Origin of the sequence: Pantoea ananatis LMG 2665, assembly GCF_000710035.2 — a bacterium.
In the GTDB taxonomy this organism is placed as follows: Bacteria; Pseudomonadota; Gammaproteobacteria; order Enterobacterales; family Enterobacteriaceae; genus Pantoea; species Pantoea ananatis.
In genome coordinates this window covers 240,219-257,560 of the sequence record NZ_JMJJ01000004.1, presented here as the reverse complement: position 1 = coordinate 257,560, position 17,342 = coordinate 240,219, and the positions used below count along the sequence as shown (strand labels likewise).

The 17,342-nt window shown below is 44.1% G+C and carries 17 protein-coding genes; 3 read left to right on the top strand and 14 right to left on the bottom strand.

Annotated features, from left to right (window positions below; all coding sequences use genetic code 11):
* Positions 1–4: 4 nt before the first annotated feature.
* Complete coding sequence (locus EL29_RS02985; RefSeq protein WP_022623707.1) at positions 5–1,237, bottom strand: glycoside hydrolase family 28 protein; 1,233 nt, start codon at positions 1,235–1,237, stop codon at positions 5–7.
* A 275-nt stretch (positions 1,238–1,512) separates the two neighbouring features.
* Between EL29_RS02985 and EL29_RS02980 the strand changes: the two genes are divergently transcribed.
* Complete coding sequence (locus EL29_RS02980; RefSeq protein WP_014606333.1) at positions 1,513–2,211, top strand: class I SAM-dependent methyltransferase; 699 nt, start codon at positions 1,513–1,515, stop codon at positions 2,209–2,211.
* A 146-nt stretch (positions 2,212–2,357) separates the two neighbouring features.
* Here EL29_RS02980 and EL29_RS02975 read toward each other — a convergent pair whose 3' ends face one another.
* The 12 genes from EL29_RS02975 to EL29_RS02920 form a co-directional block, all read right to left on the bottom strand.
* The gene (locus EL29_RS02975) at positions 2,358–2,693 is read right to left on the bottom strand and encodes a DUF6694 family lipoprotein (RefSeq protein WP_028714935.1); all 336 of its coding nucleotides are present in this window, start codon (positions 2,691–2,693) and stop codon (positions 2,358–2,360) included.
* A 201-nt stretch (positions 2,694–2,894) separates the two neighbouring features.
* The gene (locus tag EL29_RS02970; RefSeq protein ID WP_028714934.1) at positions 2,895–3,557 is read right to left on the bottom strand and encodes an EAL domain-containing protein; all 663 of its coding nucleotides are present in this window, start codon (positions 3,555–3,557) and stop codon (positions 2,895–2,897) included.
* 1,276 nt (positions 3,558–4,833) lie between these two features.
* The gene (locus tag EL29_RS02965) at positions 4,834–5,823 is read right to left on the bottom strand and encodes a hypothetical protein (protein WP_028714933.1); all 990 of its coding nucleotides are present in this window, start codon (positions 5,821–5,823) and stop codon (positions 4,834–4,836) included.
* Positions 5,816–6,394, bottom strand: a complete 579-nt coding sequence (locus EL29_RS02960) for a fimbrial protein (RefSeq protein ID WP_028714932.1) — start codon at positions 6,392–6,394, stop codon at positions 5,816–5,818. The genes EL29_RS02965 and EL29_RS02960 overlap by 8 nt, the downstream gene beginning before the upstream one ends.
* Before the next feature lie 9 nt (positions 6,395–6,403).
* Positions 6,404–7,030 (bottom strand): hypothetical protein, encoded by a 627-nt coding sequence (locus EL29_RS02955; protein WP_028714931.1) that lies wholly within the window; start codon positions 7,028–7,030, stop codon positions 6,404–6,406.
* The gene (locus tag EL29_RS02950; protein WP_028714930.1) at positions 7,030–7,590 is read right to left on the bottom strand and encodes a fimbrial protein; all 561 of its coding nucleotides are present in this window, start codon (positions 7,588–7,590) and stop codon (positions 7,030–7,032) included. Before EL29_RS02950 ends, EL29_RS02955 begins: the two co-directional genes overlap by 1 nt.
* The gene (locus EL29_RS02945) at positions 7,583–8,203 is read right to left on the bottom strand and encodes a fimbrial protein (protein ID WP_227008656.1); all 621 of its coding nucleotides are present in this window, start codon (positions 8,201–8,203) and stop codon (positions 7,583–7,585) included. Before EL29_RS02945 ends, EL29_RS02950 begins: the two co-directional genes overlap by 8 nt.
* Before the next feature lie 5 nt (positions 8,204–8,208).
* Positions 8,209–8,949 carry a fimbria/pilus periplasmic chaperone gene (locus tag EL29_RS02940; RefSeq protein WP_028714929.1) on the bottom strand — a complete coding sequence of 247 codons (741 nt, stop codon included), beginning with the start codon at positions 8,947–8,949 and terminating at the stop codon, positions 8,209–8,211.
* 106 nt (positions 8,950–9,055) lie between these two features.
* The gene (locus EL29_RS02935) at positions 9,056–11,581 is read right to left on the bottom strand and encodes an outer membrane usher protein (protein WP_019105977.1); all 2,526 of its coding nucleotides are present in this window, start codon (positions 11,579–11,581) and stop codon (positions 9,056–9,058) included.
* Between the two features lie 11 nt (positions 11,582–11,592).
* The gene (locus tag EL29_RS02930) at positions 11,593–12,138 is read right to left on the bottom strand and encodes a fimbrial protein (protein WP_155270040.1); all 546 of its coding nucleotides are present in this window, start codon (positions 12,136–12,138) and stop codon (positions 11,593–11,595) included.
* Between the two features lie 91 nt (positions 12,139–12,229).
* Complete coding sequence (locus tag EL29_RS02925) at positions 12,230–12,772, bottom strand: fimbrial protein (protein ID WP_028714927.1); 543 nt, start codon at positions 12,770–12,772, stop codon at positions 12,230–12,232.
* Between the two features lie 723 nt (positions 12,773–13,495).
* Positions 13,496–14,914: a sugar porter family MFS transporter gene (locus EL29_RS02920; RefSeq protein WP_014606335.1), complete on the bottom strand. Its 1,419-nt coding sequence runs from the start codon at positions 14,912–14,914 to the stop codon at positions 13,496–13,498.
* A 657-nt stretch (positions 14,915–15,571) separates the two neighbouring features.
* Between EL29_RS02920 and EL29_RS23270 the strand changes: the two genes are divergently transcribed.
* On the top strand, positions 15,572–15,697 hold the full coding sequence (locus EL29_RS23270; RefSeq protein WP_015700783.1) for a hypothetical protein: 126 nt from the start codon (positions 15,572–15,574) through the stop codon (positions 15,695–15,697).
* Positions 15,698–15,765: 68 nt separating this feature from the next.
* On the opposite strand, the gene EL29_RS02915 is transcribed toward EL29_RS23270, so the two are convergent.
* Positions 15,766–16,458: a hypothetical protein gene (locus tag EL29_RS02915; RefSeq protein WP_242640087.1), complete on the bottom strand. Its 693-nt coding sequence runs from the start codon at positions 16,456–16,458 to the stop codon at positions 15,766–15,768.
* 449 nt (positions 16,459–16,907) lie between these two features.
* On the opposite strand from EL29_RS02915, the gene EL29_RS02910 reads away from it, so the two are divergent.
* The gene (locus EL29_RS02910) at positions 16,908–17,078 is read left to right on the top strand and encodes a hypothetical protein (RefSeq protein ID WP_028714925.1); all 171 of its coding nucleotides are present in this window, start codon (positions 16,908–16,910) and stop codon (positions 17,076–17,078) included.
* Positions 17,079–17,342: the final 264 nt, after the last annotated feature.

The following is a 17,342-nucleotide window of genomic DNA, read 5'->3' as shown; positions in this document are numbered from 1 at the left end:
GCGGTTAACGGCACGCTGTTTGAGGTGCCCGCGTAAAGCGCCCATGAACGATAGCAAAGCGTTCCTCTATCGTTGCCTGCTCACCGACAGTGACATTCTTTAAGGTCATCTCAAGCGGATAAACCTCGCTGTAACCATCCAGCGTAAGTTTCCCCTTGCCTGTTTTGACGTTATCGAAGGTGATATCGCGGTAATCCGGGATCATCGTGCCGCTCGCGTGCGTATCATAGTGCGTATCCATGACCACGGGATTGTCCACGTTCTGCATACAGACATTTTGATAGCGAATCGCCCGGACCTGCCCGCCCCGCGAGCGATCGCTTTTGATACGCAGGCCATTCGTCGTGCCGGTTAACGTCAGCCCGTCAACCAGTACATCACTAACGCCACGGTTGATTTCACTGCCAATTGACATACCGTGCCCAAAGCCAAACTGGTTATTCAGGATGGAGATATGGGAGGCAGGCGCATTGCCCGCTTTAATCGCCACATTGTCATCGCCGGTGCTGATTCGACTGTTAATTAGCGTGACATCGGAAGAACCCATCGGGTCCACGCCATCGGTGTTTCGCGCGGTGGCAGGCGTGTCGATGGTGATGCCCCACAGCGTAATGCCCTGACTGTCATTGATGACTACATGAAAGTTTGGCGCGTTCTTCAGGGTGATCTGGTACAGCGTAATATCACTGGCATGATCAATCTGAATCAGTCGCGGGGCGTTTTGCTTCGCCTCATCATTTTTGGCGCTGGCTGCCAGTTGCCACCAGGTTTGCCCCTCACCTGCCATGCTGGCAGCGCCCTGCCCGTCGATCACGCCTTGCCCGTAAATCCCGCTGCCGTGGACGTGATTAAGCGTAATAAACGCCCGGCAACCATTGCCCTGGTTATCCAGCTTCCCGCAGCTCCCGCGGCCGTTATCGTATAAGCGTGGATCCGGGATGGCGCTCAGCACCGCACCCTTATCAACTCCCAGGCTGACGCCGGAGGGCAAAGACAGGGGGCCGCTAGTCAACGTCTTTACAGTGGGCGATGGCACTAACAGTACCATCCTGCCAGGTGGGCAGTTGTTCAGCGCCTGTTGAATGTGCGGGCCGATATTGGATTGATTGCTTGCATAAATCCGCTGGCAAACGGGCGGCGAGACAGGCTGTGTCACACTTCTTCGATCGCCAGCCTGAGCCGTAAAACTCATCAATACGCTCAAAACTGCGAACAGAATAGAGGCGCTGCGGCACATCGTCACATTCAGATTCGTCATAGTGAAAAGGCGATAAGGAAACAGAGCCTCACAATACGCAAGTCCTTCTTTGCAGGTAAAGCAGAATCACGGTAGCAGCGCCAGGAGTGGTCAAAATGTTAAATTCTGACTGCTTGCCGTTCTTCAGGTCATCATCTTTTTATTGCGCTGATGCCTGATACGCCCGGTTTGTTACCTGCTGATGCCCTGTGGTAAAAGCCGCTAAAAATCACATAATCTGTCATGACGCTCTTTGAATAAAAGGTGAGCCTGACGTGGAAAGCTATGACGCTATTTATCGTCGCCTTCAGAGGGAAGGCCATGAAGCCTGGACCGGCAGCGGTTATCAACGGGCGCATCAGCAACTTAACGCCACCATTGGCTGGCTGGGTGCTGCGCAGTTCATTCCAACTGGCGGAACGTTCCTTGAGTTGGGCTGCGGCAACGGTGCCATGGCCTCACATTGTTTTGCCGAAAAAGGCTTTCGGGTTTTTGGCGTGGATATTTCAGCGGTCGCCGTGGACTGGGCCAGATCGCGATTCGCGGCGTCAGGCTTAAGCGGCTGTTTTGATCAGGGCGATGTCTGTGACCTGGCACATTATCCGGATGCAACGTTTGATGTCGTCTTTGACGGCAGTTGCTTTCACTGCCTGATCGGTCCCCAGCGCGCGGCGTGCCTTAAGGCTCTGCATCGGGTTTTGGCTGCCAATGGCACATTGATCATCAGCAGTATGTGTGGTGCGCCTAAACAGCGAACCGACCTTGACCGCTATGATGCCCGCCGCGGGGTTTTAATGGTTAACGGTCATCCCTGGCGCACCCTGAAGCCGCTGGATGCACTTATCGCCGAGATCGCGGACGCGGGATTTATGCTGGTTGGGCAGGCGGTAAATGTTAATCCTTGGTGGGATCACGCGACGCTGGTTTATCACAAAGCGCCTTCTCCGTCCGTAAAAGCCCAGGCGTGCTTTTAAGCGTAATGGCGCTGAAAACAGGCGTTTGTCGCTCTGTTACAGCCTTAACGCGGTGCATAAAAAAAGCCCATAAAATGGGCTTCATCAAACAGGCAACCATTACATGCAACATCCTGACCTGGCTGGGTCAGGATTCAGAAGTCATGTTACTGGTTAGCCGCGCGCTCTTGCTTGATCTTGTGCGCGTAATCAATGACTTCTTCACCGGTCTTGCCAGCCAGCGCGCCTTTGATCTTTTTATCGATCCGTGCGCGTCCGCCTTCGTCACCGCTGCCCGCCTGCATCAACTCTTTCATACTGACCTGGCTGAACGCAATGACTTGAATGGCATCGTTAAAGGCCGCGCGTTTATCTTCGGCAAGAGAATCACGGACTTTTTGCATAGAGGTTTGAAAGGCCTGTTCGGATGAACCATCGATCTTTGGCTCGCCACAACCTGTTAACGCGAAAGCTAATAAAATGGCTGCCACTGCTTTTTTCATATCGTCTTTATCCTAAAAAAGTTCTTCGCAATGGTAAGTTTTTGTGATGTTTTTTTAAAGAACTATTTATTGTAAGGCATCAGCCTGTATGCCTTATCAACAGCACCGTTGAAAGCTCAGGACATACTTATGCCGTAAACGAAAATCGTCCTGCACAGTAAAAATGGTAAGACTTCACATGAAATAATTGGTGAAAATGTTTTACGATTCTCTAAATCGGGGCGGGACAGCCATATGCACTTTTTTTTCTGGCCATAAAAAACCCTGGCCATAAGTAGCCTTAGTCAGCATCATTTGTTGTTTATCGCCTACGGTTTCTATCCCTTCAACCAACACATGCGGTGAGATAGAAAAAGCCCGTGATATGAGGGTATTGATTGTTTTGGGATACCTGATTTCCTGACGATCAATTTTAATGCCGTCAACATTTAATGACATTTTTCCTACCAGACTAATAAGTGATGAAGTAATATCATCCAGCCAAATTATCCACTCTGCCTGCCTGAGTAGATAAATCCCTTTTTCAAAAGCGTAGATATCATTACGCGAATAACTTAGCAACATTTTCGGATCCTGAATTTCCAGCACTAAACGATTTTCATGCTTAATTTTTAAAATTTCATTAACTTTATTGACGTCGCAGAAAATATTGACGGGTAGATTAAGCCAGTAGATACCAGAAAGGGTTAATGCATATTCAGCTTGCCATAGGAATAGTGAAAAAACCGTTTCTTTAGATAATGAAGAAAACCACTGCTCGGGATCTTTATTAATTACACTTGATAAAATTTCATGGGCAATAATCTTACCACTATGAAGTTCAACAAGTGGTTGTAGTCTGAACTCCTTAATTTCTCTAAGCATATTAATATCACTACCATTAATTTTATAAATTTTAATAGAGCATTCGCAGTAAATTCAATGACCCGAGACTTTCACCTTGTAACCTCTAACTTTAACTGCCTCTATTTATTCATTTCGTACTGGGATTTACAAATGAATCGCTCGTCCTTAGGTCAACGTCCATGGGCTTCCTCGCAGAGGTAGCGATATTGTGCGTTCTGTTGAAATTGAGTGATTTTCATCTGCCATTATAAACATCAGTATTATCATGGTTTTCACAAAAACCATCCCAACCGTTAAAAATCAGATAATAGGGCCGGATTCAGTGTGTTATTAAAAATCAACAACATGGCAATTAAAATTAATGCGCATTCGTTGACCTTAATCATTTGGTGAAGCCCCATGAAAATCATTACAGCATTGGATTAAAAGTCACTAAACAACAATTAAAAATTAACACATCAAAAATATAAAATATCATCCTGGTTTAGTAACACCCGGACTTTACCTCTCAGAAATTTAAAAATGGATTGCGAAAAAAATTCATTATTACATGGGTGGCGCTCAAATCTATGAGCTTTTTTTAGAGAAATATATATACCTGAACTGCTGTCAAAATATAAAATATTTTCATACTCTCCCTGTCAAAGGCATCCTCGCAAGGTGTCAGGGTTATCATTTTCTTATAAACCACATCAGATGTCCCAGGGCATTTAATACGCTTAATGTAACCAATATATTTGAAGGCCTTAATTCTGTAAATAGAATAGTTAGAGCCTCGCCCAAGCAATTGAATTTCAGCACATAATAAAAAAGCCGATCAGAGCCATATAAAAATTCACATCTAAAATTTCAGCGCTAACAAAAATGACAACCATCAAACTTGAAAGTAATATAAAATTTATGAAATAAAACTTACTAATTAACACTCAATCCACCAAATTCGAGTTTTTTTAAATTATATTTTCATCTCAATGATATTCTACAAAACCTATACTAATGAAACCAAAATTGGTATGTGCGCTATAATACTGAAATTATAATTGATATCGTTTAATTCTTAAGGAATTCATCTAAAAAAAATAGCTGAAATGTCCTCTCTACTCTTTTTTTAAAAGAGTCAGTGTGCACGTGTCATCTGTTAAGTGTTTGTAAAAAAGCACAAAAAATGATTAGTATATTAGAGACGTTCCCCGATACAAAAAAATGATGATATTTTTGATTACCTTCATTTATCACAATAGCGCTACAATAAATCCATAAACTGGTCTCGTTAATACTCAAAAAAATTAATAAATCAGTCCTCCGTCAAAACCAAAACCGAACTGGCAGTAAACGCACCGAGAGGGACGTTTTTGACTTTAACATCAGGGTCTCTAAAAATATAGAACTTTACATTTTTCTCATGAATACCGTATTCGTATACTACGCTTTTACCTTGTTTATCATCGTTAGCCTGAACAAAGTGATCATCATAATATGGGACTATATGCACGCCATTGGATGTTGTTGCAATGGTGTACTGAGAACCAACAATAGCCGTATGAAGAATAGCCATCTTCATCGATATGCCCGCGTCTCGTGTGCAGGTTATCGGAATGTTAATCTCCTTATAAATCGCTTGAGGAGACTTTGGGCTTTCGATTAAATCTGTCCGTTTTATATCACCAAAATGTACATGAATATCATTTCCACGATTAATATAACAGGTCGCAGGTTCAACGGGTAACGGGCTGCCATCCATGCATGAGTAAGGCTCATTAGGATCGACATAGTAACCTGAATCAGTTCCACTGGTATTCTGAAGTGCCACACAAAAAGAGGCGGCAGGCTGTTTCTCTAATGCGCTGGATGCGCCACCAAAATTGGGCTTTGATTTAGATATTGTTTTAGTGGTGTTAAGCTCGTTTACCTTACGCGTGGGCATCTGAAAATTTGCCGTGGAAATTTTACATTTAACTGCCGTAGTGCTTTGGCAAAAAAAAAGCACCGCGCTGTAATTTCCACTATATTGCGGATAAACTTTATAGCCATCTAATTCAGTGACGTGGTTAGAGCCTATTGGCATAGTCCATCCTTCGCCAATCAAAAAACCTGATTCAAGGCCTTCGCTTGTAGGATGACAGTCACCAAATCCCATTATGCCATCCGTCATATTGATCGAACCTTTAGGGCAGCTTTTGGGTAAAGGAATGCCTTTAACACTGGCTTGAGAAGTCGTAAACAATGCGCCTGACAAATACAGTAATATTGTCAGCACAATTTTTGCATTAAAATACTTAATCATATACCACCGTCATATTGGCCGTTCCAGAAAATTTGTCGCCTTCAAGGGTTTTATTTTCCAGCTTAACTAAAAGAACTTCTAATTTAGGCGGAGAAGCCATGTTGATTGCCTTACTCTGACGGAGAGGCATTGGTATACCGTCCATGAGAATTTGCATACCCAATCCATCAACTGTTGTCGTAATCGTCTTATTATCATTAAACCCATTTGCACTCACCCCATCTAGATTAAAGAAAACATTATAACCTACCGAGCTGTCTGAACATAAGAAATCATAATTAAGCTCTTTAACGTAACGCATAGAGGAGATTTTATTAGGATCGACTGAATCGAAAACCGCATTCAAGGAATCATTATTATTGAGTATACACCATGGCCCCACTTCGAGTTTGGTTCTTAATACAATGACAGAGGAAAAACCACACGAACCAGAGATATCGCCATCACCGTCTTCATTATATTTACAACCATCACTGACGCTATCTTCATACGTCGAGGTAGCAAAAGAAGTTGAGTTAAACTGTAAAAATATAATAAGAAAAAATATTTTAATGAGTGACTTTTTTTTCATCTTTAACCGCTAATTAGGTTCTACAATGACACTAACAATTGTAAACAAAGTTGCATCGTCCGTAAGGTCTTCACCTGATGAATCTAACTGAATTAGCTGAAATGCCATCCCTGTTTTCTGATTGACCCGGAGCCAGTGTCCACGCTGTGCCGTTACAGGATTACCATTGACCAGCAACTGTAACCCCAATGATTTTATTGATTTCAAATTTGGGTATGAACGAAGCTGCATTACACTCTTATTCTGCCCAGATACCGTACCAAATGTCGGTACAATGTGAACTAACAAATGGCTTTCAAGTGCAAGCTCACCTGTACACATAAATTCTACGTTAAAAGTTTTTCGATATTTTTTATCTAATACATATCTTCCGTTATAAGAACGAAATATAACTTCGCCAAAATTGTAATTATAAATGGCCGTGTCATCCTCAACAATACCTGCCAACCCATCGCCAGCGCCTGGACTTAAACCTTCGACATCAAATGAGCAAGCACCTGGATCTTCAACAATATTACCGTCAAAGTAAACATTTGCACGAAAAGATTCATTGGCGATGCTGTGAAAACTAATGAAAAAACCACAGATCATCATGATGGTTAGAATTATAAATAAATTTCCAAATGTTTTTTTCATTAGTCATAACTCAATGTGAAATTCGCCGTGGCTGTGAAATCACCTGCGACAATATCCTTTTCTTTTATTGCGTTAGGTTCACCCTGAATATAAGCCCCATTCTTAAACAAGACTTGATTATCATTAATTTCACCTAAATATTTAGCATGATTATTTATTTTAACAGGGACTCCATTAACACTTAATCCAATAGCTATACCTTTCGCCTCACCATTAACTTTTATAAAACCAGGAAGATTGTCATTCTCTTCACCCGTAAACGTAATGCGTAAATTTCTTCCCGGCTCACAGTTCTTAGCGATTATAGTAAATTCTTTTGTTAAATTCTGTTTGTTCGCATAAATATCATTAACGTTGATGTCAGAAAAATCGACGATGTAATTTCCATCACCGGTTAAGACATCGCAGGTGGAGATAACGAGAAGCCCTTCAACGTTGATATTATCAATCTCGTCAAACTTGACCATCTCGGCTCTGGCCAGCGTGGATGAAAAAAAAACCATACTGCACTGGATTATCCCCAAAAACACGACGACAGTAAGCGCATTTTTTTTATTCATAGTTTACTCTGAAATTAGTCACTGCCCAGAATTCACCGTACTGTACAGAAGCAGAAGTTCTTACCGCAGAAACAAAGTAATTAAATTCCTCATTTTTCCGGGAGATAAAATATTTTCTACCGGCCTGGTTTAACCCAACAGTTTGTCTGTCTTTATCACTGATTCTTAACGCAATGCCACTCACACCATTTACATTTAGTAATGACGGAAAATCATGGTCTGCCACCCCTGAGAATGACAGGGTCACTAAAGGTTCAATATAGGAAAACAGTTCATTACTGCCCGGCATAATGGATTGTTCTTTATAAGAACGATAACAGTCTGTTAGCCTGAGGCTAAACGATACAGGTGCGGTTTCATTCCCCGGTTGGCTAAGTTCAGTTTTACTGAGTGTTCCCAGATCGATTTGCTGTAAAGCTGAACCAAGCTCTAAATGACAAGCACCCTCGCTCAGTAATCCTACCACCATAATCTGGCCATGTTCTCCGTCCGCCTGCCAATTATCGTGCATTGACTGTGAGGCATTGACCACAACTGAAATACCGGTCAAACAAACAGCATAGTAAAGCCGTATCGTTTTACTGGTGAAGTGTTTCAGGAGAACGTTATGCAAAATATTTACCCTACTTGTTTATCAGTAACCTTACATGTATTACCCGAGCAGCTAAAAATTAATTTAGGACGCCCCCCCCAGTCATTGATATACGTCAGTACCGGTTTTGTCCCTAGTTTCGCAGCGCTAGCTTCAGCAAGCTCGCTGCTTTTTGGCGCAACCATCACTGACTTAAATTCATTATTGCTGGCCTGAGTGGTCGACCCCATACCAACCACGGTGACATAATAACCGGTTGGGTTATTAATACGATAACGGTCACCTTCACGTGTTAATGTAATCGCTTCCTGGGGGACATCTCCACTAGCTAACTTAAGGCTTGCCGGGCGATAAAACATTTTTATACGTGTCTGTAATGCGATTTGCAGGGTGTTAGGTTTTTTACTTTTGGGCGGAATTTCGCGCACGTTAAAATAATACAACGACTCCCTATCCTGGGAATTAGCGCTTTCCCCCATCGCCTGTACTTTTATCTGACCTTTCGATTTAGGTTCAATACGTTGCAAAGGCGGTAATGCAATAAATTCGTTTTCAAGTTTCTTACCTGATTCATCTTCAACCCATGCCTGAGCAAGATAAGGTGCTTCTTTATTGTGATTGGTAACTGTTACTGTCTCTGACTTTTGATCACCATTAATTATCAGACGAGTGCGATCAAGTCCCACTGCCGCATTCGCCACAGGAATAGCCGTTGTTACCATCAGAGTTATCAAACTCAAGAAAGACGTTTTGCATATTTTAGACATTTCAACCTCAATTAATTCCTTAAGCTAATAAAAATAGTGGTAACACCAAGACAAAAGTATAAAAACTCTATTAAAGTTTAACGATACTAGTTACCACTGCTTTTAATTACTTCTCAATACATGGGAGTAATAAATTCCCGGTATGTTCAACAAGTCTTTCTGGCAAGGTAAAGGTACACTTCTCCCTGCCGTTCCAACTGACATCCATTTTTCCACCGGTTTTCATTCCAGATAGCCAGACTTTTCCATCATCGGCGATAATACCCGTCTGGATTTTGTCTTCATTTCTGACCATGGCACCAAAAGGCGGTACTGATCCATCCTTAAGTTTTACGACCGCCATTCCTTTTTGCCCGGCTAAAATTCCAAACTTTCGGTAGCCAATTGCGCCTTTGGTTAACGTATCTTCGACTACAGAACGCGTCGCTTCAACATCATCTGGAATTTCATCAAGGTCAATATTGATGTTGCTGCGATAATAACTGGTTACATCAGTAACAACAGCTTTACCAAAATAGTTTGTTTTCACATTTTCACCACCACCGGATATGGCAACCCCCGCTATTCCAGCGGTATCGACCATCAGACGGGTTCCGTCTGCTCCAGATGAGCGGTGCAGCGCTGCACCCTGTGCTGTTGCCGTCATTCCCCCTTCAAGCGACAGACCCAAGGAACGATATCCATTATTTTCTAATCCGGCTGAAGCCGTAATCTCTGCCAGGCTACCGGTATAATCGTAATAACCACTAATTGAATGTTCGCCATCCGTTGATGTACCAACATCAATATCGTAACTGCCTCTCTCACCGAGATTGTCACGCCACCCTATGCTTTGGCTTTGTGTCCCACGAGAGGTTTGACCACTGTAAGACAATGTCCCTTCGCCAAACGGCAGTGACAAGCTCAGATAAACACCATCGTCTTGCGTTTTATCGTATTGCGTCCTGTATCCGGTAAGGCTCACACTGACATTTTTAAACCGACCAATATCGAAGCTGCTAGAGAGTGAAAGATTCCACGTATCACTTGCCGACCGCTCCCAGTATGTCTGGTGGTTATAACTCAGGTATATCCCTGCATTGAGCTTTCTCAGCTGTTTTGCCAGCGTGATGGTATATAGCTCTTTACCGTTACCGGGATTACTGTAACTCGCCGTTTTAGCACTTAAAAACTGTGACATCGTCATATAATTGCGATCAGAAAAGCGATAACCCGCAAAGGTAATTTGGCTATCGTAATCATCAAAACGTTTGGAATAACTTAAACGATAAGAATTACCTTTACGGGTAACGCTTTCATTTAATTTCGCCTTTGCAGTGGTGACGTCCAGCGAGATTGCCCCGAAAGCCAGCAAATCTCGTCCCATACCGATAGCCATACTCAGGTAGTCGCTGGCAAAAAGCCCACCGCCATAAACAGACCAACCGTTTGAGATTCCCCAAGAAACTTCACCGGTGGCAAAATTGATATTTTGTGTATTGTGCTCGTAATCTGACGGCTTACCTAATGCCAACTTATAGCGCAGGCTGCCAGGGCGTGTCAGATAGGGTATCGTTGCCGTATCAACCTGAAACGTACGTTTAGTGCCGTCCTGCTCCTGGATGGTGACATCCAGTTTTCCCATCACCGCGTTGTTCAGATCCTGAATGCGGAAAGGCCCAGACGCTACCGTGGTTTCATAAATTACGCTTCCCTGCTGGCTCACAGTTACCTTGGCATTAGTCTTTGCCACGCCGACCACTTCAGGTGCATAACCACGTAAGTTTGGAGCCAGTTGCGCATCATCAGACGTTAGGCTGGCACCGGTAAAACGAAACGAATCAAACAGCGTCGATGGCAAATAAGCCTCACCCAGCATCAGTTCGGATTTAAGCGATTTTATTGCGCGAAAAATATAGAACCTATCCCACTTAATGTTTTTTTTTGTGCTGCCGTTTGCTCCAGACTCACGATCGTAATCACCTTGCCAGGTTGCGCGCATGCGCCATGGACCCATATTGAGCCCCGCAACCCCATTACCACTTAACGTCTGCGAATCTGCATTGGTTCTTGACTGGGAATGCCTGGCATTTAGGTAGTAATCAAGAATAAAACCCGGTATGCCGTCATCCCAGCGAGAAGGCGGATCCCAATTTTCAGACGTGTACTCCATCAAAGCCTGAGGGATATTTATTTGTAATACACCAGAACCGAGATCGGGTCTGACTGTCATTCCTGGAAAAGAATTCACATCAAGACATTGACCGTTATTCCACCAACCCGCTTTTTTAAATTCATATTCTTTAAAACCAAATCGGCTAACCAACTCGGGAGATAAACATGCTAAAGAGTCATCCGGATTGTCTTTAGGAGAAATATATTTAATTTTTTCATCTGGATATTCAGACTTATTTACAACCACATTAAAAACATAGTTTCCCGGCATCAAATAACCCACGCGTGAAAAACGATCAATATCAACTTCACCGCGCTCCTTCACATCCAGGACGTCTATGTTAAATTCAATATCATCATCAGCTGCGATTACATAACCGGGCAAAAAAAATGCGGATAAGACGGCCAGTGCGATCGGACAAATTGATAATTTTAACGAGCGATTTTTATAATTCTGTTTTTTCATAATATTAAGCATCAAGAAAAAGCTCAGTAATAGTCAACTTTAAAACGCACTACGGCACGAAATTTCCCAGAATGCATATGATGCATATCACTGACAATTCTCATTTGGTAATTGAGAGTTTGCCTACCTTTCGCTAACTGTGCTGCTGGCATGGGCTGACCGGGAACAGCAATATTGCCCACCTTGTCCTGGATTTCAATTCCAATGCCGGTCGCACCATTTACTCCGAATAATTTCCCGTCAGGTATTCCGTCGAAGGTAACGACAAAATGAGTTTTGTCCCCGCCTGGCGTGTTAGTATTAGAAAGTGAACAGTTAATAAGATGAATAGAAAAATCCCTGGTAAAACCAGCACCATCATGAATAATTTCTCCTGTCGTTAATGCTGGAATATCGATAAGTTGATCTCTGTCATTAACTTCAATTGCACAAGGTGCATCCAGGATGCTGCCTTGCATACCGACAACGCCATGCCCGTGATCCAGTGAATAACAAAACCCATATTCAGATGCACAAAATGTCAGTATGAAAGGCAGCATCCAGAAAAAAGTCTGCGGCTTTATTTTCATTAAGAGAAATCCTTTCAAGGAACGGCATGAGCAGATAACTCTGCTCATGCATGCGAAGGTTAATGTAAATCATCAACCCTTGCTTATTCCCTTATTTATAAGCCAGAGTAAAGTTCGCAACAGAGGTGAAATCACCCGGGACGATAGTTACTGGAGAATTTTCATCCTGCGCAACGTCACCCTGGAGGTAAGCAGAGAATGCAAGTGAGTTAGTACCATCCTGGATGCTTTGAGCCGGTGATTCTTCGCCCAGTTTGATGATCTGACCTGCACCGTTAGTGATAGCAATAGATGCTCCACTCGCGGTACCGGTAATGCCCAGCAGGTCCTTGTTGCCAGCAGAAGCTGCAACGGTAAAGGTCGCAGTTACGCTCTCAGAAGTTGCGGTATCGCACTGTTCCAGTTTTACTGTGAAAGCTTTAGGTGTAGATTTGCCGCCGTTTTTTAGCGCAGCATTGGTCACTTCACCTAAATCAACAGTCTGGTTTGCAGACTCAGCAGTGATTGAGCAAGGTGCATCAACAATTGAACCTTTGAAGTTGATTTCGCCATGGCCCTGGTCAGCTGCAGTAGCGCCAAATGCAACCATCATTGCACACAGTCCGAATGATTTAACCGCTTTATTCAATTTCATTACAACAATCCCTTAAACTTAGTTTTTATAATGCGTGATACGCATTCGTCACTCACACGCTTATTAAGAAGCGTGGTTACAGAAGAATTACGGCATGCTTCTGAACGGGAGAAATAATAACCCTTAACCCAATGTAATTGTCACCAAACTCAAGGGAACACTTAACAACGAGATATTAATTTTTTGTTTCCATCTCTCAAAAAACACAAAAAGAATAATGAACCAATAAAAATTCACAAAACAGACTAAAATATCGTTTAACCACAAAAAGTAGATTGAATATCACAAAAAAAGATTTAATTAATAGTTAGTTAACCTAAAACAATCTTGTAACATTAGTTAACATCAAGAAAGCAAGCTCATTAACAATAGCAACATTACACGTGATTTAATGACGAGATTAAGTTCGAACAATGACACGAGACGTACGTCATCGCTGTTTTGAAGGGAGAAAATATCTTCCATCATTCTGGATATCATTATTTAATATTTGCGATAAGCTCAGAATTCCGTGTATCGAATCATATCCTATATAAAAGATGGAAGGTTAAGCGTAAACGAAATGACTTATCACTTAAAGATGCGTGTTTAACAACTGTATGGAGCATATATAAATGCTCATGCCGTGTAACGCTTTGACAGGTAACAGTCTAAAACTCAGCGGCCATTACCTGTCCTGAATTAATTAAGGAAATGCATAGTTGGATACTGTCATGAAAGTAATTATCGCCCCAAATCCCGCAACTTCTCACCCGCCATCAAATTCCTCTCAATCCGTTCCAGCGTCACATTCTTGGTTTCCGGCACCAGGTACACAGTAATGACAATAAACACCAGGTTAAACCCGGTATACAGCCAGAAGGTTCCGGCTGCGCCGATGCTGCCCAAGAGTGAAAGGAAGGTCGCACCGATAATCATGTTCGCCACCCAGTTCGTCGTGGTGGAACAGGTAATACCAAAGTCACGGCATTTTAGCGGCTGGATTTCAGAACACAGGATCCAGACGACGGGTGCTGCACTCATTGCGTATCCACCAATACATAACATGGTCATGCCGACAGAAACCCAGGACAGGCTGCTGCTGATATTTCCCTGCCCTGCTTTCATCAGGCAGTAACCTAATACCAGAGTGGCAAAGGCCATCACCGAGAAGCCAATTTTCAGGATGGGTTTTCTGCCCGCTTTGTCTACGGTAAAAACGGCAATAAAGGTGGCAAACATAAAGGTCAGGCCAACGATAACGGTGGCGATCATCTGCTCCTGAGTGCTTTTAAAGCCCGCCATTTTAAAAATCTGCGGCGCGTAATACATGATGATATTCATCCCGGTAAACTGCTGCATGCCCTGCAATAACATGCCCATAAAGACCGCACGCCTGACATTTTTATTGCTTTTGAAAAGCGAAAAACCGCCCTGCTTCATGCGCAGACTTTCCCGAATCTCATTGAGTTCCTGGCGGGCTTTTTCCGATGTATCGCGCAGCATGCGCAGCACTTCCTCCGCCTCAATATGCATCCCCTTAGCCGCCAGCCAGCGTGGACTGTTCGGTAGGAAAATGACCATAATAAAAAGTACAACGGCGGGAATGGCCAGAACCCCCAGCATGGCCCGCCAGTTACCGCTGTAGCTAAAAGCAGTATCCGATATAAAGGCCATTACGATGCCCAGGGTAATCATCAGCTGATACAGGCTTATCATTTTGCCACGCACGTTTTCAGTGGCCATTTCAGATAAATAAAGCGGCGCGGTATAGGATGCCACGCCAACGGCCAGGCCCAGCAGCAGACGAAAGATCAACAGCATTTCAACGCTGGTTGCGCCTGCGGAACCGAGCGATCCGATAGCAAACAACACGGCGCCCGCCATCAGGCTGTATTTTCGGCCAAGCCGATGCGATACCCAGCCATTACATAGCGCCCCTAGCGCGGCACCCAGCATCATGATGCTGACCACCCACTCCTGCTCATGGCTGCTCAGGCTAAAATGATGAGTCAGAAAAGGTAGCGCACCGGAAATCACGCCAATATCCAGTCCAAACAGCAGCCCGGCTAGCGCGGCTGAAACTGAGATGAACAGGTTCATACGACGAACTTTTTGCTTATGTTCGCTTTGAATAGTGAAAGTATTTACATGAGACATCATTAAGCTCCGCTCATACAACATGTCGTGTCCATGCAGCATATAAAGTAGCGATAGCGGGCGATGAGGGCAAATGAGGTCAGGATATGGACGATTTTACTGATCCCACTCTAAGTGTGATGCAGATCTCACTGAATGAGGGAGGGCGCATTTATCGTTTTATGACCTGATATTTCAACACGCTTTTTTTGGCGATAATGTGTAAAAAGCCCGATGGTGACCGCTGACCCGTGGAACCATCCAAACCCGGCGGGTAATTAACCTAAGCCATCATCGCGCCAGTCTTGCATGAAGCGTCGCCAGAAGACCTGACCGTCACGGTGCCGCGCTGACGATATGATGCATCGTATAAGAATAAATAGCCGCTATGTACCCGTATTCTTGTTAACCACGCTCACCGCACACGCGATGAAATATCGTAATTTACTTTTCTGGTTATCGATGCTTCTTGCTGCTCATTTAGGCAATACAATACTGCACAGCAAAGCGCATCAATTTATTACCTGAGGGTGACAACGACGAAATACCGTTTTTTTAACACGTTCTTGTTCGACCCAATGCGCGCCCTTTCCTTTTACATCATTTTTTAACAGTCACTTTCCCTGTCTGCCGTGTTTGGAGCGTTCATCCTCAAGGAAAAGTGACGACAGGAAACAGGCAATGACCAGCATCATTTTATTATTACTGTTCTTTATTAATTTGATTCTTATCCTGGGTTTGATGGCTATCCAGGAAATACTTGATGATCGTTATTCGCCCCATTACGAGAACGGTGACTACGATTAATAACGGCCACATTTCCGCACCGCCTGGCGATGCGCAAGAATCCCTGTTCATCATGGGATCCTTCCGGATTAAACTGTTATCGTTTCTGGATAAGCCCAGTTATAAACCGCAAATACCAGCCTGATGTCGCCCGAAATAGCCCCATATCTTCGGTGCATATTGTCGGTAAAATACGATTTGAGCGTGTCGGGCAGGCTTGTTGAACGATAACGTAGCAACGTGGTGTGCCAGTATTCCGGTGGCGTTGTTTTTCCACCATGTCTTTGCAGAAGCAAATCCCGCCACTCTTCCAGTGACAGCAGCGCATTCCAGCATGATGCTCTTTGCGCTACGGCGTGGCCTTCAGGAATACCTGCCAGTAGCAGTTGATCGGGAAGCGCCACCAGCCGTAATGCGTCAACCCTGAGTGACGAGTCGGTCACGTTCTGGCGAAAGGCATCCCTCAGGCCCGCTAAAGCCGGGAGCTGCTGCGGGCTTTGATAGCGCGCTGGCGTGACGGGCAGGAAGGTAACGTGAAAATGTTCGGCCCGCATGACGTCTGCCAGCGGATCCCCCTGAGTTAAGCCACGAAGATCGGCAAGGAGTGACTGAATTTGCGGATTCAGGACGGGCTGAATGCCACTGGTCAGGGCGTGAAGCCCGGCAGGATAGAAAAACTTGTCTGCTTGCTGATGTGCACTCGCTGTTTCTTGCCGCCAGCATTGCTGGGTTTCCCTGTTACGCTGCGCGTAGAGAGCGTCAAAATAAGCGGCCGCCGTCATCTTCTCTCCTGAGATATCGTTAAACATCATGTCGGTAGCATAGCCAGATGAACACATGAATGCAGCACTTTCACGAAACAAGAAATGAAAGTCCATTTCATACTTCGCGTAACGCGGCTGTTTATCAGCCCATTCAGGTACGTGGGTTTCATCAATTGTTGCGTCGTTGGTATCGCCCTGGTTCTTTTCTCGGGTTGCACATCCGGATGATCGCTCTTTACAGATCTGTCTGTCATCGTGGCTTCGGATTACAAGGCTGGATATGTTCTCTGCCGTCTTAGCCAAAGGTCAGCACAACAGTTTCCCGGCATTACATTGCACAGTCTGGATTCACTACCGTCAACCTGATGATATGGCTTACTTTTTCCCACCAACATTGACTTAGCAGAAATACCGACCAGGCTTATCAGGCGAGCTGTTTTATAGTGTATTCATCACGAGGGAAAGACATGAAAAGCATTTTGAGCGGTTTAATGATTGTTTCCAGCCTTTTAATGATGTCGGGTTGCCAGCAGGACAGCGGTGCTGTGGGCAATGATGGTCGTCCACATGCGCCAAGCGGGCAATCTGTTCCAGGCGGCCCGTTAGGTAAAGGCCCTGTAGGCCAGCCACAGGCTTAAATAAAAATCCGGCTCTGAGCCGGTTTTTTCACTTTGTGTTTGCGTAAATCTGATTTAACTTTCCACCAGACTCGCAAAATGACTGTACAGCGCCGGCAAATGACGGCCGCTAAGCACGGTTATTATCCTCTGGATGCCGCCGTTATTTATCCCCCTGGCAGCAAAAGTCCCGCACGGTGGTGTTTCATTACCGTTCTTAATTTGATTATTATATTAACATTTCACCCTCAACCATAAGGGAGCAGATTTAAGATTTTTCCTGTC